The sequence below is a fragment of the Kocuria sp. CPCC 205260 genome (assembly GCF_040981045.1).
Lineage (GTDB): Bacteria > Actinomycetota > Actinomycetes > Actinomycetales > Micrococcaceae > Kocuria > Kocuria palustris.
In genome coordinates, this window is sequence record NZ_JAVKPT010000003.1 from 99,861 (window position 1) to 121,395 (window position 21,535).

The following is a 21,535-nucleotide window of genomic DNA, read 5'->3' on the forward strand; positions in this document are numbered from 1 at the left end:
GATGAAGCCCGTGATCCCCACTCGGATCGCGGGCTTCTCCTATTGCAGGGGCAGCGGTGGGGCGCCTTCCCGGTGCAGCCTCCGGGGCCCCGTCCCCGAGAATCCGTCAGCGGCCGCAGGATCGGGCCCGCGCACCCACGGGAGGTTGCACCGCCATGGCCATCAGCCCCGAGCTCGTCGGTCGGACGTATCCGGCCATCGAGCCCTACACCGTCTCGCGGGAGGCCGTGCGCGCGTTCGCCGCGGCCGTCTTCGCGCAGGACCCGGCCCACACGGACCCGGAGGCAGCTCGTGCTCTGGGCCATGCGGACCTCCTCGCCCCGCCGACCTTCGCGATCATCGTCGCCCAGCGCGCGGAGGCCGCCGTGGTGGCGGACCCGGAGGCCGGGATCGACTTCTCCCGAGTCGTGCACGCCGATCAGCGCTTCACCCACGCCCGCCCCATCGTCGTCGGCGACGAGCTCGTCGCGGCCACGACCGTCGATGCCGTGCGCGCCGTCGGCACCGGGGCCATGGTGACGTTCCGCACCGAGATCACCGACCGCCAGGGCCAGCCGGTCTCCACCGCGCGCTCGTCCCTGCTGGTGAGAGGAGACGACCAGTGACCGCTGCAGACACCGCTCCGGTGCTCGCCGAGCTCGAGAAGGGCCAGGAGGTCGCTCGCCGCGACCTCCAGCTCTCCCGCGCCGATCTCGTGCGCTACGCCGCCGCCTCCGGGGACTTCAACCCCATCCACTGGAACCAGGAGTTCGCCGTCTCCGTGGGCCTGCCGGACGTCATCGCCCACGGCATGCTGACCATGGGTGCCGCCATGCAGCTCGTGGCCGACTGGGCGGGGGATCCGGGGCGCGTCGTCGACGTCCAGACCCGCTTCACCAAGCCGGTCGTGGTGCCGAACGGCGTCCGCGAGGGCGCCGCCGAGATCCAGCCGTCCACCACGCTGAGCATCGTCGGCGTCGTGGGCGCCCTGGACGAGCAGGCCGGCACCGCCCGCATCGACCTGACCGTCACGGCCCCCGATCTCTCGGACCCGCAGGCCGATCCCGCTGAGGCGGCCTCGCAGAAGGTCCTGGTCAAGGCGCAGGCGATGGTGGTCTGCCGTTGACCCGGGGGCGCACGAAGCCTGAGCCGTCCAGCCTGCGCCCGTGGCGCATCAGCGTCTTCGCGATCTACTTCGCCTCGGGCATCGGCATCTCCGCGTGGCTCACCCGCATCCCCGCGATCTCCGAGCGGCTCGAGCTGGGCCCGGCGGCCATGGGGGCGCTGCTGCTCACGCAGACCATCGCGGCCTTCGCCTCGGTGTCCACCTCGGGCATGACCGTGATGCGGCTGGGGGCCAAGCGCAGCATCGCCGTCACCGCATCCATGGTCGTGATGGGCATGATCCTGATCGGCGTGGGCGTCAGCGTCATCGGCTCGGTCCTGGTGACCGCCGTGGGCATGCTGCTCTTCGGCCTGGGTTCCGCCACCTGGAACGTGGCCTCCAACGTCGAGGGAACCGCGCTGGAGACGGCCATGGGCCGCAGCATCATGCCGCTGATGCACGCGTTCTTCTCGATCGGCACGGTGACCGGTGCCGTCGTGGGCTCGATCGCGACCGCCGGCGGGGTGGCCGTGGTGTGGCATGTGGGTGCCATGGCCCTGGTCATGGGTCTGCTGGTGGCCCTGGCGCTGCCGCGCTTCCAGGGCGACCGGCGGGCCGCCGCCGAGCTCAACCCCGTCTCCTCGCAGATGCCCATCATCACCGGCACCATGCAGCAGATCGACCTGGCCTCCGACGGCCGCGGACGCGACTCCGGCGCTGCGACCGCGCAGGACGAGACCTATGGGGTCGGCGATGCCTGGAGAGACAAGCGCACCGTCCTGGTGGGGGTCTTCGTGCTCGGCATGGCGCTGACGGAGGGCGCGGCCAACGACTGGGTGGCCCTGGCCATCACCGACGGCTACGAGGCCCCGGCGCACCTGGGCGCGATCGGCTACGGCATCTTCGTGGCTGCCATGACCACCGGCCGGCTCAGCGGCACCCGGCTGATCGACCGGTTCGGCCGCCTCGCGGTGCTGCGCACCGCCTGCGCGCTCGCCTTGGTCGGACTGGGCGTCTTCGTGTTCTCACCCTCCCTTGCCGCCGGCATGATCGCGCTGTTCCTGTGGGGCATCGGCGCCTCCCTCGGCTTCCCCGTGGGCATGTCCGCCGCCGCCGACGATCCCCGTCGGGCCGCCGCCAATGTCTCCGTGGTCTCGACCATCGGCTACGGCGCGTTCCTGGGCGGTCCGCCGCTGCTGGGGCTGCTCGGCGAGGCCGTGGGCGTGCGAGGCGCCCTGGGCTTCGTGATGATCTTCGTGATCGTCTCGATGCTGCTGGTCTCGAATCTGCGGCCGCCGGCCTCGGCCGGAGCTCGAGCGGGCACCGCGGCCTGAGGTCGATAGGATCGGGGGCATGACTTCCCCCGAGCTCTCCACGCTGACCACCACCCGCATCGGCGGCCCCGCCGGGTCCCTGATCCGCGCCGGCAGCCAGCAGGAGATCATCGACGCCGTCCGCGCCGCCGACGAGCAGGGCAGGCCCGTGCTGCTCGTCGGCGGCGGATCCAACCTGCTGGTCGGAGATGACGGCTTCGACGGCGTGGTGGTGCACCTGGCCTCGCAGGGCCTCGAGGTCTCGGACCCGTCGGACGACGGCTCCGTGATCGTGACCGTGCAGGCGGGGCATGCCTGGGACGACGTCGTCGAGCAGACCGTCTCCCGCGGGCTGGTGGGCCTCGAGGCCCTGTCCGGCATCCCGGGCACCGCAGGGGCCACCCCGGTGCAGAACGTCGGGGCCTACGGCGCGGAGGTCTCCCGCACGATCGTGCGTGTCAGCACCTGGGATCGGCGCGCGCGGGAGGTCCGCGAGTTCGAGGCCGCCGAGCTCGACTTCGCCTACCGCGACTCCCTGCTCAAGCGCACCACCGAGGCGGGCTCTCCGCGCTACGTGGTCCTCGAGGTCGGCTTCCGGCTGGCACAGGGCACGGACTCCGCGCCGATCCAGTACGGCCAGCTGGCCGACGCCCTGGCCGTGGAGGTCGGCGGCAGCGCGGATCCGGTCCAGGTGCGTCGCACCGTCCTGGAGCTGCGAGCCTCCAAGGGCATGGTCCTGGACCCGCAGGACCCCGATACCTTCTCCACCGGCTCGTTCTTCACCAACCCCATCGTCGAGGCCCAGGAGGCCGAGCGGCTGCTGCCGGCCGATGCCCCGCGCTATCCGGTGCTCGACGGCACCGGCTCGCCGGTCGAGGGCCGGCTGAAGCTCTCGGCGGCCTGGCTGATCGATCGCTCGGGGTTCGGCAAGGGCTTCGGGCTGCCCGGCACGCGCAACGAGCGCCTCGGGCTCGAGGGCCCGGATGTGGCCCAGGGCCGAGCCGCCGTGTCGACCAAGCACACCCTGGCCATGACCAATCGCGGCTCGGCCAGCGCCTCGGACGTGGAGGCCCTGGCCCGCACCGTGCGCGACGGAGTCCAGGAGGCCTTCGGCGTGCAGCTGGTGCCCGAGCCGGTGATGGTGGGCTTCCGCCTGTGACCCCGCAGGAGCCTCTCGCCGAGGTTCCGCCGCAGGGCGAGGACCTGGCCGACGAGATCCGCCGCGGTCAGAGCCACAGCCACCCGATCCGGCGGCGGATGCGCGCGTTCCAGGACTGGTCGCACCGAGGATCCCGCCTGCGGCGCACGCTGGTGGTCGGGCTGATCTCCGTGGCGGGATTCGTCCTGCTGATGGCCGGGGTGATCATGTGGTTCATCCCGGGGCCGGGCTGGCTGTTCGTGTTCCTCGGCATCGGCGTGTGGTCGCTCGAGTTCGCCTGGGCCGAGCGGCTCAACCACTGGGCGCTGCACCAGGTGACCCGCCTGTGGACCTGGTGGAAGGGCACGCGTGCGGCGGGCTGGTGGCGCTGGTGCCTCTCCGGAGCCGCGGAGCGCTCCCGTCGAGCTGAGGAGGCGGCCCAGGCGCAGCGAGAGGGCCGCCGCGTGCGCGGCGGCCCTCATAATGCAGCCCCGGGTGCCTGACGAGGGGCTGCTCGAGCCGCTCGTGGTCGGCGCGCAGGGCGGCGCATCCGCGGCCCCGAGGGGCCGCACCGGGACGAGCGGCGGTGCTCAGCGCCGCGTGCGCCTCACAGCGCTCCGATGGCGATGCGCAGCATGCGGCGCAGCGGCTCGGCCGCGCCCCACAGCAGCTGGTCGCCCACCGTGAAGGCCGAGAGGTACTGCGGGCCCATGGACATCTTGCGCAGGCGCCCCACCGGGATCTGCAGGGACCCTGAGGCCGAGACGGGGGTCAGTCCGTTCATGGAGGCCTCCTTCTCGTTCGCGACCACGGTGGCCCACTCGTTGTCGGCATCGAGGATCCGCTCGATCTCCTCGACGGGGACGTCCTCGGTGAGCTTGATCGTCAGCGCCTGCGAGTGCGAGCGCATGGCGGCGATGCGCACGCACAGCCCGTCGATCGCGATCTGGTCGTCGCCGGACAGGCCCAGGATCTTGTTGGTCTCCTTCTCGGCCTTCCACTCCTCGCGGGACTGGCCGTTGCCCAGATCGGCGTCGATCCAGGGGATGAGGGAGCCGGCCAGCGGCACGCCGAACTGCTCGACGTCGAGCTGCCCGGAGCGCTGGGTATCCAGGACCCTGCGATCGATCTCCAGGATGGCCGAGGCCGGATCGGCGAGCTCGTCGGACACGGCCGAGGAGAGGTCGCCGAACTGGCGCAGGACCTCGCGCATGTGACGGGCGCCGCCGCCGGAGGCCGCCTGATACGTCATGGAGGTGGCCCATTCGACGAGCCCGCTGCGGAACAGCCCGCCCAGGCCCATGAGCATGCAGGACACGGTGCAGTTGCCGCCCACGAAGTCCTTGGTGCCGCCGGCCAGCGCTGCGTCGATGACGTCGCGGTTCACGGGGTCCAGCACGATGACCGAGCTGTCCTCCATGCGCAGGGTCGAGGCGGCGTCGATCCACAGGCCGTCCCATCCGGTCTCGCGAAGCTTCCGGTGGACCTCGGAGGTGTAGCCGCCGCCCTGGGCGGTCACGATGATCGGCAGGCGCCGAAGAGCCTCGATGTCGTTCGCGTCCTGGAGGACCCCGGTGTCGCCGAGGCCCTCGATATGCGGAGCGGGGGCCCCGGGGGAGGAGGTCGAGAAGAAGACGGGCTGGATGTCGGCGAAGTCGCCCTCGGCGCGCATGCGGTCCATGAGGACGGAGCCGACCATCCCGCGCCATCCGACGAAGCCGACGGCGGGTGCGGAGCTGTGATCGATGGTCATCATCCCAGTCTAGGCGGCGTCAAGGGACCCTTGCGATTCCTCGTCCGGGCTCCGAGACCCGAGAGGGCTCAGTCCGCGACGGCTGAGCGGTACTGCGGGAAGCGCTCCAGGTAGTCCTGGACGTAGGTGCAGGTGGGACGCACCAGCACGCCGGCCGCCTGGCAGGCCTCCAGCAGGAGCGTCACGAGCGTGCGGGCGTAGCCCTGGCGGCCGTGGCGCTCGTCGATGATCGTGTGCTGCAGCTCGAGCGTGCCGTCCGGGTGCTTCTCGACGCCCTCGAACCCGATGAAGGTCTGGTCGAGCCACAGCTCCACGCGCCCGCTGGTGGTGTTGTCGACCAGGCGCAGACCCGGCTCGTCGTGGATCTCCGGCTCGGGGCGCTGCGCATCGCCCGGGACGTCCTGCTGGGTGCTCACGAGGGCCTCCTGCCCGGCCGCTGCCGGTCCCCCCCGCCATCGACGGGGCCCCGGGTCGGCCATGGATATGGTGCGCACCACTCTACCGGCCGCGACGACGGCGCGGCGGATCAGCGCCGCCAGTGCTCCACGTGCCAGCGCAGCCCTGTGCGCGAGAGGCGGTCCTCGTCGCGGCGCTCCAGCCGCCACGGGGTCTCCAGACGGGGTGCGCGGGTGTCTCCGGGCTCGTCGATCTCGATCACCGTCACGACCGCGTGCTCGAGCTCGGGCATGGCGTCCTCGAGCAGGCGCGCCCCGCCGAGGACCCAGAGGTGCTCGCCGCCCGGCGCCTCGGCGCCGGCGCGCACGGCCTCGCGCCACGAGCTCACCGCGATGACCGCGGTGCCGTCCTCGCGCGGGTCTGCCTGCAGCCCCGGGTCCTCGGGGCGGGAGGTCACGACCACGTTGGTCCGGCCCGGCAGGGGGCGGAAGCGCTCGGGGAAGGACTCCCAGGTGCGCCGGCCCATGAGCACGGGATGGCCCTGCGTGGTGGCCTTGAAATGAGCCAGGTCCTCGGGCAGGTGCCACGGCATGCCTCCGTCGCGGCCCATCACCCCGTCGGGGGTCTGGGCCCAGATCGCGGACAGGCGCGGGGCGGGCATCAGACCGCCACCGGGGCCTTGATCCCGGGGTGGTGCTCATAGCCCTCGAGGACGAAGTCCTCGAAGTCGTAGCTGAAGAGGTCCTCCGGCCTGCGCGCCAAGCGCAGCCGCGGATAGGGGTACGGCTCGCGGGCGAGCTGGCGCTGCACCTGCTCCACGTGGTTGTCGTAGACGTGGACGTCGCCGCCGGTCCACACGAAGTCCCCGGGCACCAGATCGGTCTGCTGGGCGATCATGTGCGTCAGCAGCGCGTAGGAGGCGATGTTGAAGGGGACCCCCAGGAACATGTCCGCCGAGCGCTGGTAGAGCTGGCACGACAGCCGTCCCGGACCGTCCTGCTGCGGCTGCACGTGGAACTGGAAGAGCGCGTGGCACGGGGGCAGGGCCATCTGATCGACCTCCGCCGGGTTCCAGGCGCTGACGATGTGGCGGCGCGAGTAGGGGTTCGTGCGGATCGAGTCCACCACCCGGGCGATCTGGTCGATGCCGCTGCCGTCGGGAGCCGGCCACGAGCGCCACTGGACTCCGTAGACGGGGCCGAGCTCGCCGTCGGCGTCGGCCCACTCGTCCCAGATGCTCACGCCGCGCTCCTGCAGCCAGCGCACGTTCGAGGACCCGCGCAGGAACCACAGCAGCTCCAGGGCCACCGAGCGGAAGTGCACGCGCTTGGTCGTCAGCAGCGGGAAGCCCTGCGAGAGGTCGTAGCGGATCTGGCGCCCGAACACGGAGCGGGTGCCCGTGCCGGTGCGATCGGAGGTGTGCACGCCATCGGCCATGACCTCGCGCAGGAGGTCCTCGTAGGGGGTCGGGATGGCCGTGGACGGGTTCGGGCTCACGTGGGGTCGCCTCCAGGTGCGGGGTCTTGTGCGTGTCGGCTGCGGTGTCGTCAGCGCTGCCGAGGGAGCGGTTCTTCCGCGCGGCGCTCAGGCGGCGAGGCGGCGGGGCCGGCCGCCCCGGACGGAAGAGGGTGCGGCCTTCGGGTCAGTCGTCGAACGGCTTGACGATCTCGACCGTCACCACGCGGCGGCGGTGCTTGCGCGAGACCTGCAGCACGATCATCTCGCCGGGGGCCAGGTAGGGATCCTCCTCAGGCAGGATCGAGCGCAGCTGCGGATCGAGCCGGCCGCGCAGCACGCGCAGGACGGTGGGCAGCACGGGCCGGTGGGTGCACAGCGCCGCCGAGGGCTCCTTGTCGAACAGGGACTCCACCACGGCCCCTGCCTTCGCCGGACGCCGCTTGTGAGCGGCCTCGGTGAGCTGCGGCTTCTCCTTGAGCTTGAGCCCGGCCGCGCGCGCGTACGGGGTCACGGTGGACAGGCAGCGCAGCCACGGCGAGCTGACCACGCGCTTCGGGGACCAGACCTCGAGCAGGCGCGTGACCGCCATGGCCTGGCGCTTGCCCGTGGCGGCCAGGGGACGGTCGCCCTCCGGGCGCGACCACGACGAGCGCGGCTTGGCCTTCGCGTGGCGCACGATGATCACGGGCCGCACCGAGAGATCGCCGGCGGCGTGCAGCTCGACGAGCCGCTCCAGCGGCTCCAGGTCGCTCCGGTTGCTCAGCAGCTCGCGGGCTCGCTCGGGGGAGACCCACTCCAGCCGGTCGACCTCGTGGCCGTCGGCCTCCGGGCGATCCTGGGGGCCGATCTCGGCGCTCCAGTAGTGGACGTGCTTCTCCGCGCTCTTGGCCCTGTAGCGGATCGCGGGCAGCGGGACGCCCAGCCTGACGTCGAGCCCGACCTCCTCGAGCACCTCGCGGTGCGCCGTCTCGGGCAGCGTCTCCTGGTCCTCCTGCTTGCCCTTGGGCCAGGACCAGTCGTCGTAGCGGGGCCGGTGGATGATCAGCAGCTCCAGGCCTGATCTGCCGTCGGAGCGCCAGCACAGGCAGCCGGCGGCGCGCACCGAGGGATCGGTATCGGGCGACGGCTCCGTCATGCGGTACGCCAGCCGGTCCGGGTTCTTGGCCATATCGGCTTTCGGGTCCTCTCGTGGTGGGATGCGATCGCCGTGCGGGGCGTGCGTCAGGGCCTCCGGTCGGAAGCCCTGACGCTCTGGCTCCGACGGCGGCGCGCAGTCATGCTAACCGGCCCGCGGCCGCGACTCAGGACCCGATCGCAGCGCGCACCGCTGATCAGGGCCGGCGCTCTCAGCGCCGCGAGAACATCACATCCACGTGCCAGCGCTCGAAGCCCAGGGACTCGTAGAGCCGGAAGGCGGCCGTGTTCTCGGCATCGACGTAGAGCAGGATCTCGTCGAGCCCCTGCTCGGCCAGATGCCGCATCCCCGCGACGGTCAGCGCCCGGCCCAGGCGACGCCCCTGCTGATCGGGGGCGATGCCCACCACGTAGACCTCGCCGCGGGCCGGCTCCTGGCCGGAGCCCGGGTGCCGCTTGGTCCAGTGGAAGCCGAGCACGCGATCAGGATCGTCCTGCTCGACGGCCAGCAGCAGCCCTGCGGGGTCGAACCAGGACTCCGCCTGTCGCTGGCGCAGGTCCTCGAGGCTCATCTGGCCCTGCTCGGGGTGATCGGCGAAGGCCGCGGCGTTGACCCGCAGCAGCTCCTGCTCGTCCCGGCCGGGCTCGAACGAGCGGATGACCACGCCGTCTGGCAGCTTGACCTCCGGAAGCCGCTCCGGGCGCGCATCGGTGCGCAGCAGCCGGTGCAGCTCGCGCACCGGCTCGAAGCCCAGCGTCTGCGCCAGATGCCGGGCGGCGGGGTGGTCGCCGTGGGACCAGGCGTCAACCGGGCCGTGATGGCCCTCGAGGATCGTCTCGATGAGGCGGCGCCCCAGCCCCCGGCCACGCTCCTGGGAGTCCACGACGCCCTCGAGCAGCGCCGGTGCGCCCTGGGCGCGGGAGCGCACGAGCACGGCGACCGCCAGCGCCCGGCCGTCCGCCGAGGCCTCCGCCAGGTCCGCGCGTTGGGGCTCCGTGCGGAGGTCGACCAGGGTCTGATCGGACAGCGGGGGGTCGCCGTCGTCGTCCTCGGCGGCCCGGGCCAGGGCCAGGACGGCCTCCAGATCGGCCTGCTCGGGGCTCAGACGCTGGATGGGGTGCGTGCTGCGGTCCATAGGAACCTCCTGGGTTGCCTCGGGTCTCCTGCGGTGCTCGTCGAGCGCTGGTCTCAGCGTCCCTCGGGAGCGCGTCGGGCGGTCAGGCTGTACCCGACGTTGCGCACGGTCGTGACCATCTTCTCGTGATCCGGCCCCAGCTTCGCCCGCAGGCGCCGGATATGGACGTCGACGGTGCGCGTGCCGCCGAAGTAGTCGTAGCCCCACACCTCGGAGAGCAGCTGGCTGCGGGTGAAGACCCGGCCCTCGTTGTGGGCGAGGAACTTCAGCAGCTCGAACTCCTTGAACGTGAGATTCAGGCTCTCGCCGGCCACGTGAGCAGAGTAGGCGGCCTCGTCGATCATGATCGAGCCGGCCGTGATCAGCTCGCCGCCCGCCGATTCGTCGGCCTGGCTGCGCGCCGAGGCCAGGCGGATGCGGGCATCGAGCTCGGCGGGTCCGGCGCCTGCCAGGACGATGTCGTCCACGAGCCAGGTGGCGGCCACGGCGGCCAGCCCGCCCTCGGTCAGCACCATGATCACGGCCTTGTCCGGGGCGATCCCGCGCAGCAGCTGGGCCAGGTTGCGCGCCGCGACCAGTCCCGAGCGGCCGTCGATCAGCAGCAGGTCCGCCTGCTGCAGCTCCGGCACGGACCCGCCGACGGCGCCGCGATCCAGGGTCGAGACGGGGTGGGGGAGCAGATCCAGGGCGGGGAGCACCGCAGACGGCGCCTGGCCGGGATCGGCCAGCATGATGATCCGGGTCATCCGGGCTCCACTTCCATCGTCGTGCAATGCCTTCCGGGGCGGACGCCGCGACAGTGTGGTCGATGGCGGCGCCGGCGCCCGACCAGCTTACGCGGGGCGAGTCGTGGGCCGTCCCGGCGGCTCCACGCGGCGTCACGGTCGGCCTGTCGGCTCGGGGCAACTATCGTGGTCTTCCATGACAGCGCTCAGGACAGAGGCGGGAACCGCGCCCCGACCGGGCATGAAGGTGGCCACGATCGGCGTGTGCGCGACCCTCGTGCTGGGTCTCGCGCTGGCCGCGGCCGTGGCGGGAGGCATCGCGCCCTACCTGCTGGCCGCCGCCATGAGCCTGGTGCTCGGCTTGGGATGGGCCTCGGCGGTGGGCATCCGCGCCCGGTACCGGCACAGCATCATCATCCTGCTCAGCGGCGCCCTGGCCGCCGCGGTCTCTGCTCTGCCGGCAGGCGATCGCCTGACCTGGATCCCGGCCATCGTGGCGGTCGCACTGATCGCGATCTTCGTGGCCGAGCTCGTGCGCGGCGAGGGCGCCGAGCACCGCCTGGAGTCCACGATCTCCTCGACCGCCGGGGTGCTCGCCGCCGTCTCCTCCTCGGGCTGGATCGCCCTGTCGCGGCACCTGCACGATCTGGGCGACACCCCCGTCGCCATGGTCGTGATCCCCGGAGTGCTCACGGGACTGATCATCGGCGTGGTGGGCCTGCGCCTGCTGCTCTCGGCGCCCGAGCGCGGACCCAAGCGCGGCCTGCTGGCGCTGAGCGTCCTGCCGGTCGCTCTGCTGGGCCCGACCGCCCTCTTCGCGGCCCGCATCGTGGCGCTCATGGTATTTTGAGCCCATGCTCCTTGCTATCGAGATCTTCTTCCTGGTCCTGCTCGCCCTCGCGGTCGTGACGATCGGCCTCATCAGCGTGGTCGTCGTCAAGAACCTCTACAAGGGGCAGATGTAAGCCGTGCCTGTCGAGATCCCCACCGATCTCCCTGCTGAGCTCGTCCCCTTCGCCTGGCTGCTGGGCGAGTGGCAGGGCGACGGCTTCGTCGGCTACGGCGAGTCCGAGCAGCGCCCCTTCCGCCAGCACGTCCAGTTCGCGCACAGCGGCCTGCCCTTCCTGGAGTACCGCTCCGAGTCCCACCTGGTGGACCAGGACGGCAAGCCGGAGCGCCTGATCACGGTCGAGCACGGCTTCTGGCAGCTGGCGCGCCCGCAGCGCAGCGGCGACTCCGGACCCGGCCTGATGCCCGGGGCGCCGGAGCCGGAGATCACCACCGCCGATCAGGTCGAGGCCCTGCGCCTGCCCGGAGGCGGATTCCCCCTCGTGGCCACGTTCAGCCGCCCCGGCGGCGTGAGCGAGCTCTACGTCGGAGAGATCGACGGTCCCCGCATCCAGATGGGCACGGACGCCGTCGTCCGCGCCGAGGGAGCCAAGGAGCACACCGCCTCGACCCGCATGTTCGGCCTGGTCAACGGAGACCTCTTCTGGGCCTGGGACATGGCGGCCGAAGGCCGATCGCTGAGCACGCACGCCTCGGCTGAGCTGAAGAGGATATGACTGACACTTCGCATGACCCCGCCTCCATCGCCGCATCCGAGCCCCAGGCCCAGGTGCGGCGATCCGCGCTTCTGGACGTCGTCGACGGAGCCGTCGAGGCCTCCGGCCAGGATGCCGGGACGGCCGCCCACTACGGTGACCCGGTCAGGGAGCAGCGGGCGCTGGCCCGCGGCAGCGCGATCGTGGACCTGTCGCACAAGGGCGTCGTCTGCGTCAGCGGACCCGATCGGCTGTCCTGGCTGAGCACCCTGAGCTCCCAGATCCTCACCGGGCTGGGGCCGGGGCAGTCCTCGGAGACGCTGTTCCTGTCCGTGCAGGGACGTGTGGAGTTCGCACCCCATGTGATCGAGGACGGGCGCACCGCCTGGCTGATCACGGAGCCGCAGGAGACCGAGCCGCTGCGCCAGTGGCTCGAGTCCATGCGCTTCGCGCTGCGGGTCGAGATCGAGGACCGCACTCGGGAGGTGGCCGTGCTCGGCGCCGCGGAGGTTCCGGAGCACCTGCGCCTGCTGGCGGCCGAGCCGGCCGAGGGGCGCTGCGAGCTGGTCTGGACGGATCCGTGGCCCGGGGTCGCCGAGGGTGGATGGGCCTACGGCGAGCAGCAGGATCATCCGGGCGAGCAGCGGCGCTGGCACGAGATCCTCGTGCCGCGCAAGCGCCTCGTGCAGGCCGTGACCGGCCCCCAGGCCGACGGGCTGAGCCTGGCCGGCTCGTGGGCGGGGGAGGCCCTGCGCATCGAGGCGTGGCGGCCCCGCCTGGGCCCGGACACCGATGACCGCACCGTGCCGCACGAGCTCGACTGGCTGCGCACGGCGGTCCATCTGGCCAAGGGCTGCTACAAGGGCCAGGAGACGGTCGCGCGGGTCCACAACCTGGGCCATCCTCCGCGGCGCCTGGTCTTCCTGGACATCGATGGCTCTGAGCACACCCTGCCCTCCGCAGGAGCCGAGGTGATCGCCGGGCAGCGCACGGTCGGCCGGGTGACCTCCGTTCAGCTGCACCACGAGGCCGGGCCCATCGCGCTGGCGGTCGTCAAGCGCTCGGTGGACACCCAGGCCGAGCTGCGGGTGCGCGAGCCGCTGCGAGACCCGGATGCCGGCGGCGGGAACGCGGACGAGCAGGCTCCCGAGCAGTGGGCCGCCGCCCAGATCGTCGTGGTGCCGCCGGATGCCGGTCAGGTGGTCCAGCGCGAATCCGGCTTCCTGCGCCGCCCTCGCGGCTGAGCGCACCGGGGCCGCTGGAGGCGCGCGGGCAGGCAGCGCGCCCGATCGATGCGGCGCGCGGCACGGACGGGCGCAGACGCCAGGACCGCGCAGGCGCAGATCGGGGCCCCGCGATCACGACGATCGCGGGGCCCCGGTCTTTGCGGGTCGGGGAGCGCTCAGCGCCCGAAGAGGACCCGCGCTTCGTCCCAGCGATCCTGCGGGACGGTCTTCAGGCCGGTGAGGGCCTCGTCGAAGCTCACCGGGACCATGTCGGTGCCGCGCAGGGCCACCATGTAGCCCCACTTCTTCTCGTGGATCAGGTCCACGACGCTCATGCCGAAGCGCGTGGCCAGCACGCGGTCGTAGCCGGTGGGGGCTCCGCCGCGCTGGATGTGGCCCAGGATCGTGTTGCGGGTCTCGATGCCCGTGCGCTCCTCGATCTGGCGGGTGATGTACTCGCCGATCCCGCCCAGGCGAGGACGGCCGTCGGCCTCGGTGCCGTGCACGGCGGTGACGTCGTCGAAGCCCTCCGGGATGAAGCCCTCGGCCACCACGACCAGCGGGGAGCGTCCGCGCTCGTGGACCTCGGTGACCCAGCGGCAGACCTCGTCCATGCTCGTGCGCTGCTCGGGGATCAGCACCGCGTGCGCACCGGCGGCCATGCCGGAGTGCAGGGCGATCCAGCCGACATGACGGCCCATGACCTCGGCGACCATGCAGCGGTGATGCGACTCGCCGGTGGTGCGCAGGCGGTCCATGGAATCGGTCGCGATGGAGACCGCGGTGTCGAAGCCGAACGTGTAGTCGGTGCCCATCAGGTCGTTGTCGATCGTCTTGGGCACACCGACGACGGGCAGCCCGTCCAGGGCCAGGCGGCGGGCCCCGGCCAGGGTTCCCTCGCCGCCGATGGCCACGACGGCGTCGATCCCGTGCTTCTCGAGCATGATCGAGATGTTCTCCGGACCGCCCTGGGGGTGGTCGTACGGGTTGGTGCGCGAGGTGCCCAGGATCGTGCCGCCCTGGCGCGCCAGGCCGCGGACCCTGGTGCGCGGAAGATCGATGATGTCGCCCTCGACCAGGCCGCGCCAGCCATCGCGGAAGCCCACGAACTCGTGGTCGTAGCTCTTGATGCCATGCAGCACGGCGGCGCGGATCACGGCGTTGAGCCCGGGGCAGTCGCCGCCACTGGTCAGCAGACCGATCTTCATGGTGTCGCTCCTTCTGGTCGTGGCTGGGCGGCGCATGCGGGTCCTGAGGCCCGGAGAGCCCGGATCCCGCTGCGGCCGGCCGGTTGCTGCCTCCAGTCTAGGGTGCTCCCGGTCCCGGGCGCCCTCCCGATGCCAGCGCTGGCAAGTTCAGGAGCCGTTCACCTGCACGCGCTTAGAATGGCCCCTGGAGAGCCAGAGGCTGTCGGCCAGGGCGCGCGTGCGCTGCGCCGCGCGGCAGCCGCCGCACCGACCGCGGCCCCGTGCCGCGGTCCCAGCCCTTGGGAGCCGCAATGGCAGAAGCGCCGCAGGAGAACCTCCGCGAGTTCATCGACAAGCTCGTCGAGCAGGGCTACACCGTCACCGACGGCCATACCGCCGACCCCGATCTGATCGATCCGGGCGGATCCGCCGTGGAGACCTGGCGCGAAGGCGGGTACCCGTACGACGAGCGGATGTCGCGCGAGGACTACGAGCTCGAGAAGTACCGCCTGCAGATCGAGCTGCTGAAGTTCCAGTACTGGGGCCAGGACAACGACCTCAAGCACATCATCCTGTTCGAGGGCCGCGACGCCGCCGGCAAGGGCGGCACGATCAAGCGCTTCACCGAGCACCTGAACCCCCGTGCCGCGCGCACCGTCGCTCTGAGCACCCCCACCGAGCGGGAGAAGGGGCAGTGGTACTTCCAGCGCTACATCGAGCACTTCCCCACGAACGGCGAGATCGTGATGTTCGACCGATCCTGGTACAACCGGGGCAATGTCGAGCGGGTCATGGGCTACTGCACCGATGAGGAGTACGAGGTCTTCATGAGGCAGGCCCCGGTCTTCGAGAAGATGCTCGTGGACGCCGGGATCCACCTGACCAAGTTCTGGTTCTCGGTCACCCAGCACGAGCAGCGCACCCGGTTCGCGATCCGCCAGATCGATCCCGTCCGGCGCTGGAAGCTCTCGCCGAACGATCTCGCCTCGCTCGATCGCTGGGACGACTACACGCTGGCCAAGGAGGAGACGTTCCGCCGCACGGACACGGATCACGCTCCCTGGATCACGATCAAGTCGAATGACAAGAAGCGAGCGCGCCTCAACGCCATGCGCTACTTCCTGAACCAGTTCGACTACGAGGACAAGGACGAGTCGGTCGTCTACCCGCCCGATCCGCAGATCGTGCGCCGCGGCCGCGACGCCGTCGACGACTGATCCGCCCGGCACGGCTCCGGACGAGGATCAGGGCCCGCAGACCGAGCACCCGGAAGGTGCCTGGTCTGCGGGCCCTGTCGTGCGTGCCGGCGGCTCAGTCCTCGAGACCTCGGTCAACGACCGCCCAGCTGGCAGCGGCCGAGACCGCGGTGACCGTGAGCACGGAGGGCCAGGCGCCCAGGTTCCTGGCCAGCGGATGGGAGAGCCCGAAGCCCAGGAGGTAGACCGCGCTGAGCGCACTGGTCTGAGCAGGCCCGCCACGGTGCCACCAGGTGTGGGCCGCAGCCGCCCCTGCGCCGAGCAGCGCCGCGCCGCCGAGCCAGCGCACCCCGGTCGCCCGGGCGATCCCGTAGCCGCCGATCAGCCCGACCGTGGTCCAGGCCGCGGTCGGGATCTGCTCGAAGACCCCGACGGCCTGCGCTGCGGCCTCACCGGCGCGCTGGGCACCGGTGGGCTCGGACGCGACCTGCGCGCTCATCGGGCACCGCCCAGGAAGTCCTGCAGCCGGGTCAGGCCCTCGCGCAGGTCGTCGTCGCCCAGGGCGTAGGAGAGCCGGAAGTAGCCCGACGGGCCGAAGGCCTCGCCCGGAACGACCGCCACCTGCGCCTTCTCGAGGATCAGCCCGGCCAGCTCGGCCGAGGTCTGCGGGGTGCTGCCGTCGAAGTTGCGGCCCAGCAGCGCGCTGACGTCCGGATAGACGTAGAACGCGCCCTGGGGCTCGGGGACGGTGACGCCGTCGATCGCCGAGAGCATCTCCACGGCCAGCCGCCGACGGCGGTCGAAGGCCTCGCCCATGGCGGTGACATCGTCCTGCGGCCCGGTCAGCGCGGCGACCGCCGCGCGCTGGGCGATGTTGTTGACGTTCGAGGTCAGGTGCGACTGCAGCGTGCTCACGGCCTTCACGACGTCCGCGGGGCCGATCAGCCAGCCCACGCGCCAGCCGGTCATGGCGTAGGTCTTGGCCACGCCGTTGAGCACGATGACGTTCTCGCCGAGCTCCGGGCAGGCCCCGGCGATCGAGGTGAACGGGGTGCCGTCGTAGGTGAGCTGCTGGTAGATCTCATCGGCGATCACGAAGATCCCCTTCTCGGCGGCCCAGGCGCCCAGCGCCCTGGTCTCCTCCGGGGAGAACACCGCGCCGGTCGGGTTCGACGGCGAGCAGTGCAGGATCGCCTTGGTGCGATCGGTGAGCTTCTCCTCGAGCATCTCGGGGGTCACCTTGTAGCCGTGCTCGGCACCGGCGAAGACCTCGACGGGCACGCCGCCGGCCAGGCGGATGGCCTCCGGGTACGTGGTCCAGTACGGGGCGGGCAGCAGGACCTCGTCGCCCTCGTCCAGCACCGCGGCGAAGGCCTCGTAGACGGCCTGCTTGCCGCCGTTGGTCACCACGACCTGCGAGGGATCCACCTGCCAGCCGCCGCGCTCGGCGGTCGTGTCCGCGATCGCGCGGCGCAGATCGGGCAGGCCGGGGCCGGGGGAGTAGCGGAAGTTCGACGGGTCCTGCAGGGCCTCGGCAGCGGCCTGGACGATGTGCGCGGGGGTCGGGAAGTCGGGCTCGCCGGCGCCGAATCCGATGATCGGATGCCCCTCGGCCTTGAGGGCCTTGGCCTGGGCGTCGACTGCCAGTGTGGCCGACGGGGCGATCGCCGCGATGCGGCGGGAGATGCGTTCGGACATGACCTGCGGTTCCTCCATCTGGGTGAGGCTGGGAGCGCCGTCCGCCGCTCGTCGCGGCCGCGGCACCCTCCCATGCTACTGGGGCGCTGCCTCTGCGCCGGGGGCGATCCCCGGGCGATGAGGGGCCGTCGGGCCTTGCCGAGGGGCATTGTCTGGACTAGACTGGTCGGCTGGTGTCCAGCCGAGCCCGCCGCTCGCACAGCTGCCCCGCACGGGGCGCACCGCGGCAGTGGTAGGCTCGTGGACCGGCGTGCGGGGCATCCGCCCCACAGGCCTGAAGGGCAGTGGCGCAATTGGTAGCGCAGCGGTCTCCAAAACCGCAGGTTGCAGGTTCGAGTCCTGTCTGCCCTGCGCAGCCCGCATCCTCCTCCCGCGAGCAGCACGGCGTCGCCGAGCGCTCGCGGGAGGGCGGATGCGAACAGCGCAGGCCATCACCTGATGGTGCGGACCAAGCGCGAGGCCCTCTTGAGGAGAACCGATGTCGCAGAGCACAGCCGCTGATCAGCCGGGCGGTGAGCCGGAGCAGAAGTCGAACGGGATGGTCGGCGGACTCCTCCTGTTCCTGCGCCAGGTCATCGCCGAGCTGCGCAAGGTCCACACCCCCACGCGTCGCGAGCTCGTGCAGTACACGCTCGTCGTCCTCGTGTTCGTGGCCTTCATGATGGGCCTGATCTCGCTGCTGGACTTCGGCTTCGGCCAGCTGGCCATGCTGGTCTTCGGCGACGGCGCGATCGCCTCCTGAACGACGCACGCCCGCCGGGAGCAGACACCGGCGCAGAGCACGACCGCTTCGCGAGCACGGCCTCGCGGCCACCCCAGAGCAGAGGAAAGCAGGGACTCCCAGTGACCCAGCACGAAGCTGAGAACGACGTCGACCTGGCGCCGGAGGACACGACTCCCGCGCAGGACGCCGCCGAGCAGGCTGAGACGGCTGCGCCGGCGAGCGTCTCGGCAGAGGCCGTCGAGGCCCCCGTCGAGCAGGAGTCCGTGCAGGACGCCGACCTGGCGATCGCCGAGGGCGCCGAGTCGGAGGTGCCCGCCCAGGCCCCTGTGGAGGAGGCGCCCGCCGAGGATCCCCGCAAGGAGTTCGCGGCCAAGCTGCGTCGGCAGGAGGGCGACTGGTTCGTCATCCACACCTACGCCGGCTACGAGAACCGCGTGAAGACCAACCTGGAGACCCGCATCCAGTCCTTGAACATGGAGGAGGACATCTTCCAGATCGAGGTCCCCATGGAGGAAGTCGTGGAGATCAAGAACGCGCAGCGCAAGACCGTGCGCCGCGTCCGGATCCCCGGCTACGTCTTGGTGCGCATGAACCTCACCGACGCCTCCTGGGGCGCCGTCCGCCACACGCCGGGCGTCACCGGATTCGTGGGCCAGGACGCCTACAACCCGAACCCGCTGCGCATCGACGAGGTCGTCGACATGCTCAACCCGGTGTTCGAGACCCCGGCCGCCGCCGAGGGCCAGTCCCCGTCCTCGGGCGCCTCCGCCGGTGCGACCGCCTCCGCCCCGGCCGTGACCGTCGACTTCGAGGTCGGCGAGTCCGTGATCGTCAAGGAGGGCGCGTTCGCGACCCTCCCGGCGACCATCTCCGAGATCAAGGTGGAGTCCCAGCAGCTGGTCGTCCTCGTGTCGATCTTCGAGCGCGAGACGCCGGTCACCATCTCGTTCGACCAGGTCTCCAAGATCTGATCCCCGACCGGTCCGCCGGGGCCCGCTCGCGCGCGGATCTGGCAGACTGGTCGATCGTCGTCCCGACGCCGGCTGCTCCTCCGGGGGCCCGACTCGGATGCCGACTGCAGGCCCAGGGCCTGCCCCACATGCTTCGGCACCGCCGCGGGACGCGCTTTCGCGCGGCGGGCGCCGTCCGGTCGCCGCGCCACGGCGGCCACACCGCCGTCGTACGCTCCTGTGCGGCGGTACATCACGTCAGGAGGACCACACCATGGCTCCCAAGAAGAAGAAGGTCTCGGGTCTGATCAAGCTGCAGATCCAGGCCGGCGCCGCCAACCCGGCACCGCCCGTCGGCCCCGCGCTCGGTGCGCAGGGCGTCAACATCATGGAGTTCTGCAAGGCCTACAACGCGGCCACGGAATCCCAGCGCGGCAACATCATCCCGGTCGAGATCACGGTCTACGAGGATCGCTCGTTCACCTTCGTCACCAAGACCCCGCCTGCCGCGCAGCTGATCAAGAAGGCAGCCGGCATCCAGAAGGGCTCCGGCGTCCCGCACACGGACAAGGTCGGCTCGATCACCTGGGACCAGGCGCGCGAGATCGCCCAGACCAAGGCCGCGGACATGAACGCCAACGACGTCGAGGCCGGCGCCAAGGCGATCGCGGGCACCGCACGCTCGATGGGCATCGACGTCGTCTGATCCGGCTTCCAGCCGCAGCACGACACAGCACACGTAATCCCGTGGCAGGGCCGAGCGCGGTCCGCATGACCACGACTGCACAAGGAGAACAAGCAGATGGCAAAGCGCAGCAAGGCGTACCGGGCCGCCGCCGAGAAGATCGACGGCGACCGTCTCTACACCCCGGCCGAGGCGATCGCACTCGTCAAGGAGCTCGACGGCTCCAAGGCCGATTCCACCGTCGAGGTCGCCATGCGGCTCGGCGTGGATCCCCGCAAGGCCGACCAGATGGTGCGCGGCACCGTCAACCTGCCGAACGGCACGGGCAAGACCGCTCGCGTGGCCGTCTTCGCCCAGGGCGACAAGGCCGCGGCCGCTGAGGCCGCAGGCGCCGACTTCGTGGGCGCCGACGACCTGATCGCCAAGGTCCAGGGCGGCTGGGTCGACTTCGACGCCGCCGTGGCCACGCCGGACATGATGGGCAAGGTCGGCCGCCTGGGCAAGGTCCTGGGCCCCCGCAACCTGATGCCGAACCCCAAGACCGGCACCGTCACCATGGATGTCGCCAAGGCCGTCGGCGACATCAAGGGCGGCAAGATCGACTTCCGCGTCGACAAGCACTCGAACCTGCACTTCATCGTGGGCAAGACCTCGTTCGAGCAGAAGGCGCTGGCGGAGAACTTCGCCGCCGCTCTGGAGGAGGTCCTGCGCCTCAAGCCGGCCTCGTCCAAGGGTCGCTACGTCTCCAAGATGACCGTCGCCTCCACCTGGGGCCCCGGCATCCCGGTGGATCCGAACTCCACCTCCGTCGAGTCCGAGGCCTGAGCCCCGCACGATCATCTGCCGATGAGCAGATGACCGCTCTTTTCCCCGGTGATTGACCGCCGCGGGAGGGATGCATGATCCTGAGGGGTCCAGTCGACAGCGACTGGGCCCCTCTTCCGTTGACGAGCGAAGCCCTCCGTGCGGCCCCTGCCGCACGTGCGCAGCCGGGCGCGCTCACCGTCGAAAGGCCCGATGTGCTCCCGAGCGAAGCCGTCCAGATCCGCCAGATCCGCACGCCGGAGGTCTTCGACGAGGCCGCCGAGCGCACCCTGGGCGAGGTGGCCGATCTGGTGCGCCGCTCGCGAGAGGCGATCTGGGGCACCGGGCAGCTGTCGAACGAGGCCGAGGACATCTTCCACGACCTCCATGATCCGTGGGAGCGCGTGGTCCTGCTGGGCGCCTTCCTGGAGGACCGGCTCGTGGGGCGCGCCGAGATCCGGCTGCCGCTCGTCGTGCACACCCGCTCCGCCGTGGTGCTCGTGACGGTCGATCCGGAGTGCGAGGACAGGGGAGTGGGCCTGGAGCTGCTGGCGGCCGCGGAGCAGCTCTCCGGTGCGGAGGCTCGGCGCCGCGTCACGCTCCAGTCGGAGCACCCCGGGCCCGGGGACCTGCAGGGCGATGGCCGCATCGGATCCCCCACCGGGACCATGGCCCAGGTCAGCCCCGAGGACTGGATCACCGCCTCGGACGGCTCGGGGCGGCTGCCGCTGTCCAATCGTCAGACACGCTTCGCCCAGCGCGCGGGGTACACCCTGCGCACCGTCTCGGACGTGAGCCGGCTGTCCGTCCCCCTGGATCCGGAGGAGATGCGCAGGCTCGGCCAGGATGTGCTGGCCAGCGAGGGCGCCGAGGACTACCGGACCCACGTGTGGAAGGACGAGGCGCCGGAGCAGTGGCTCGAGTCGCTCGCCCGCCTGCATTCGCGGATTCCGTCGGACGCCTTCGCCGCCCCGGAGGTGTGGGACCCGGAGCCGTGGGACGCCGAGCGGGTCCGGCGCACCGAGGCGCTGCGCAGCTCCGGCGGCGATCGGTCCCTGATGGCCGTCATGGAGCACATCCCCTCCGGCGAGCTCGTGGGGATGACCGAGGTCGTCGTGCCCCGTCCCCATCGCGGGGCCGGGCTGCAGGACGAGACCGTCGTGCTGCGGGAGCATCGCGGTCGGCGGCTGGGACTGCGGCTCAAGCTCGAGAACCTCCGCCAGATCGCGCGAGAGACCCCGGGCGTCGAGTCGATCTACGTGTGGACGCACAGCGGCAACACCCGCATGAACTGGGTGAACCGCCGACTGGGCTCCGTCGTGGTGGGCCGCTCCGCGGTCTGGGAGCGGGCGATCGGGGAGGCCTGAGGCGAGGCTGCCGCGAT

24 protein-coding genes and 1 tRNA gene are annotated in these 21,535 nt (G+C 71.5%); 15 read left to right on the plus strand and 10 right to left on the minus strand.

The window, feature by feature from the left end:
- The first annotated feature begins 155 nt into the window (after positions 1 to 155).
- From RF645_RS07625 to RF645_RS07645, 5 genes are read left to right on the plus strand one after another with little or no spacing between them, the layout of a single operon-like run.
- A complete protein-coding gene (locus tag RF645_RS07625) occupies positions 156 to 605 on the plus strand; it encodes a MaoC family dehydratase N-terminal domain-containing protein (RefSeq protein ID WP_053447838.1) in 450 nt (149 codons plus the stop codon).
- Positions 602 to 1,105, plus strand: a complete 504-nt coding sequence (locus tag RF645_RS07630; RefSeq protein WP_006213556.1) for a MaoC/PaaZ C-terminal domain-containing protein — start codon at positions 602 to 604, stop codon at positions 1,103 to 1,105. Before RF645_RS07625 ends, RF645_RS07630 begins: the two co-directional genes overlap by 4 nt.
- Positions 1,102 to 2,418, plus strand: a complete 1,317-nt coding sequence (locus RF645_RS07635; protein WP_251714560.1) for an MFS transporter — start codon at positions 1,102 to 1,104, stop codon at positions 2,416 to 2,418. Before RF645_RS07630 ends, RF645_RS07635 begins: the two co-directional genes overlap by 4 nt.
- 19 nt (positions 2,419 to 2,437) lie before the next feature.
- Complete coding sequence (locus RF645_RS07640) at positions 2,438 to 3,556, plus strand: UDP-N-acetylmuramate dehydrogenase (RefSeq protein WP_368818889.1); 1,119 nt, start codon at positions 2,438 to 2,440, stop codon at positions 3,554 to 3,556.
- Positions 3,553 to 4,038, plus strand: a complete 486-nt coding sequence (locus RF645_RS07645) for a PGPGW domain-containing protein (protein WP_024289905.1) — start codon at positions 3,553 to 3,555, stop codon at positions 4,036 to 4,038. Before RF645_RS07640 ends, RF645_RS07645 begins: the two co-directional genes overlap by 4 nt.
- A gap of 104 nt (positions 4,039 to 4,142) precedes the next feature.
- On the opposite strand, the gene asd is transcribed toward RF645_RS07645, so the two are convergent.
- The 7 genes from asd to RF645_RS07680 all read right to left on the minus strand — a co-directional run bounded on the left by asd (position 4,143) and on the right by RF645_RS07680 (position 10,158).
- Positions 4,143 to 5,291, minus strand: coding sequence for an aspartate-semialdehyde dehydrogenase (asd, locus tag RF645_RS07650; RefSeq protein ID WP_368818891.1), 1,149 nt, complete (start codon positions 5,289 to 5,291; stop codon positions 4,143 to 4,145).
- Positions 5,292 to 5,356: 65 nt separating this feature from the next.
- Positions 5,357 to 5,704 carry a GNAT family N-acetyltransferase gene (locus tag RF645_RS07655; RefSeq protein ID WP_006213551.1) on the minus strand — a complete coding sequence of 116 codons (348 nt, stop codon included), beginning with the start codon at positions 5,702 to 5,704 and terminating at the stop codon, positions 5,357 to 5,359.
- A gap of 110 nt (positions 5,705 to 5,814) precedes the next feature.
- The gene (locus tag RF645_RS07660; protein WP_368818892.1) at positions 5,815 to 6,345 is read right to left on the minus strand and encodes a dihydrofolate reductase; all 531 of its coding nucleotides are present in this window, start codon (positions 6,343 to 6,345) and stop codon (positions 5,815 to 5,817) included.
- On the minus strand, positions 6,345 to 7,181 hold the full coding sequence (locus RF645_RS07665; RefSeq protein ID WP_058871827.1) for a thymidylate synthase: 837 nt from the start codon (positions 7,179 to 7,181) through the stop codon (positions 6,345 to 6,347). Before RF645_RS07665 ends, RF645_RS07660 begins: the two co-directional genes overlap by 1 nt.
- 145 nt (positions 7,182 to 7,326) lie before the next feature.
- Positions 7,327 to 8,277, minus strand: a complete 951-nt coding sequence (locus RF645_RS07670; RefSeq protein WP_024289909.1) for an NUDIX hydrolase — start codon at positions 8,275 to 8,277, stop codon at positions 7,327 to 7,329.
- 211 nt (positions 8,278 to 8,488) lie between these two features.
- Positions 8,489 to 9,412: a mycothiol synthase gene (mshD, locus tag RF645_RS07675; RefSeq protein ID WP_368818893.1), complete on the minus strand. Its 924-nt coding sequence runs from the start codon at positions 9,410 to 9,412 to the stop codon at positions 8,489 to 8,491.
- 53 nt (positions 9,413 to 9,465) lie between these two features.
- A complete protein-coding gene (locus RF645_RS07680) occupies positions 9,466 to 10,158 on the minus strand; it encodes a response regulator transcription factor (protein ID WP_024289911.1) in 693 nt (230 codons plus the stop codon).
- Between the two features lie 175 nt (positions 10,159 to 10,333).
- On the opposite strand from RF645_RS07680, the gene RF645_RS07685 reads away from it, so the two are divergent.
- The 3 genes from RF645_RS07685 (at position 10,334) to RF645_RS07695 (ending at position 12,925) form a co-directional block, all read left to right on the plus strand.
- Positions 10,334 to 10,987, plus strand: a complete 654-nt coding sequence (locus tag RF645_RS07685; protein ID WP_368818894.1) for a hypothetical protein — start codon at positions 10,334 to 10,336, stop codon at positions 10,985 to 10,987.
- A gap of 118 nt (positions 10,988 to 11,105) precedes the next feature.
- Positions 11,106 to 11,702, plus strand: a complete 597-nt coding sequence (locus tag RF645_RS07690; protein WP_368818895.1) for an FABP family protein — start codon at positions 11,106 to 11,108, stop codon at positions 11,700 to 11,702.
- Positions 11,699 to 12,925, plus strand: coding sequence for a folate-binding protein YgfZ (locus RF645_RS07695; RefSeq protein WP_368818896.1), 1,227 nt, complete (start codon positions 11,699 to 11,701; stop codon positions 12,923 to 12,925). Before RF645_RS07690 ends, RF645_RS07695 begins: the two co-directional genes overlap by 4 nt.
- A gap of 158 nt (positions 12,926 to 13,083) precedes the next feature.
- Here the strand turns inward: RF645_RS07695 and RF645_RS07700 are convergent, their stop codons facing one another.
- A complete protein-coding gene (locus RF645_RS07700) occupies positions 13,084 to 14,115 on the minus strand; it encodes a 6-phosphofructokinase (protein ID WP_368818897.1) in 1,032 nt (343 codons plus the stop codon).
- Between the two features lie 290 nt (positions 14,116 to 14,405).
- Between RF645_RS07700 and ppk2 the strand changes: the two genes are divergently transcribed.
- Positions 14,406 to 15,311 (plus strand): polyphosphate kinase 2, encoded by a 906-nt coding sequence (gene ppk2, locus RF645_RS07705; RefSeq protein ID WP_368818898.1) that lies wholly within the window; start codon positions 14,406 to 14,408, stop codon positions 15,309 to 15,311.
- A 94-nt stretch (positions 15,312 to 15,405) separates the two neighbouring features.
- On the opposite strand, the gene RF645_RS07710 is transcribed toward ppk2, so the two are convergent.
- Positions 15,406 to 15,789 carry a hypothetical protein gene (locus tag RF645_RS07710; RefSeq protein ID WP_368818899.1) on the minus strand — a complete coding sequence of 128 codons (384 nt, stop codon included), beginning with the start codon at positions 15,787 to 15,789 and terminating at the stop codon, positions 15,406 to 15,408.
- Positions 15,786 to 16,988: a pyridoxal phosphate-dependent aminotransferase gene (locus RF645_RS07715; protein WP_368818900.1), complete on the minus strand. Its 1,203-nt coding sequence runs from the start codon at positions 16,986 to 16,988 to the stop codon at positions 15,786 to 15,788. The genes RF645_RS07710 and RF645_RS07715 overlap by 4 nt, the downstream gene beginning before the upstream one ends.
- A gap of 278 nt (positions 16,989 to 17,266) precedes the next feature.
- Here RF645_RS07715 and RF645_RS07720 point away from each other — a divergent pair.
- The 6 genes from RF645_RS07720 (at position 17,267) to RF645_RS07745 (ending at position 21,518) form a co-directional block, all read left to right on the plus strand.
- A tRNA-Trp gene (locus RF645_RS07720) sits at positions 17,267 to 17,339 on the plus strand.
- Between the two features lie 127 nt (positions 17,340 to 17,466).
- On the plus strand, positions 17,467 to 17,730 hold the full coding sequence (gene secE, locus RF645_RS07725) for a preprotein translocase subunit SecE (RefSeq protein ID WP_137802145.1): 264 nt from the start codon (positions 17,467 to 17,469) through the stop codon (positions 17,728 to 17,730).
- Positions 17,731 to 17,831: 101 nt separating this feature from the next.
- Positions 17,832 to 18,683, plus strand: coding sequence for a transcription termination/antitermination protein NusG (nusG, locus tag RF645_RS07730; RefSeq protein ID WP_368818901.1), 852 nt, complete (start codon positions 17,832 to 17,834; stop codon positions 18,681 to 18,683).
- Between the two features lie 253 nt (positions 18,684 to 18,936).
- A complete protein-coding gene (rplK, locus tag RF645_RS07735; protein WP_006213535.1) occupies positions 18,937 to 19,368 on the plus strand; it encodes a 50S ribosomal protein L11 in 432 nt (143 codons plus the stop codon).
- A 96-nt stretch (positions 19,369 to 19,464) separates the two neighbouring features.
- Complete coding sequence (gene rplA, locus RF645_RS07740; protein WP_137802143.1) at positions 19,465 to 20,172, plus strand: 50S ribosomal protein L1; 708 nt, start codon at positions 19,465 to 19,467, stop codon at positions 20,170 to 20,172.
- A 194-nt stretch (positions 20,173 to 20,366) separates the two neighbouring features.
- Complete coding sequence (locus tag RF645_RS07745; RefSeq protein WP_368818902.1) at positions 20,367 to 21,518, plus strand: GNAT family N-acetyltransferase; 1,152 nt, start codon at positions 20,367 to 20,369, stop codon at positions 21,516 to 21,518.
- Positions 21,519 to 21,535 lie beyond the last annotated feature (17 nt).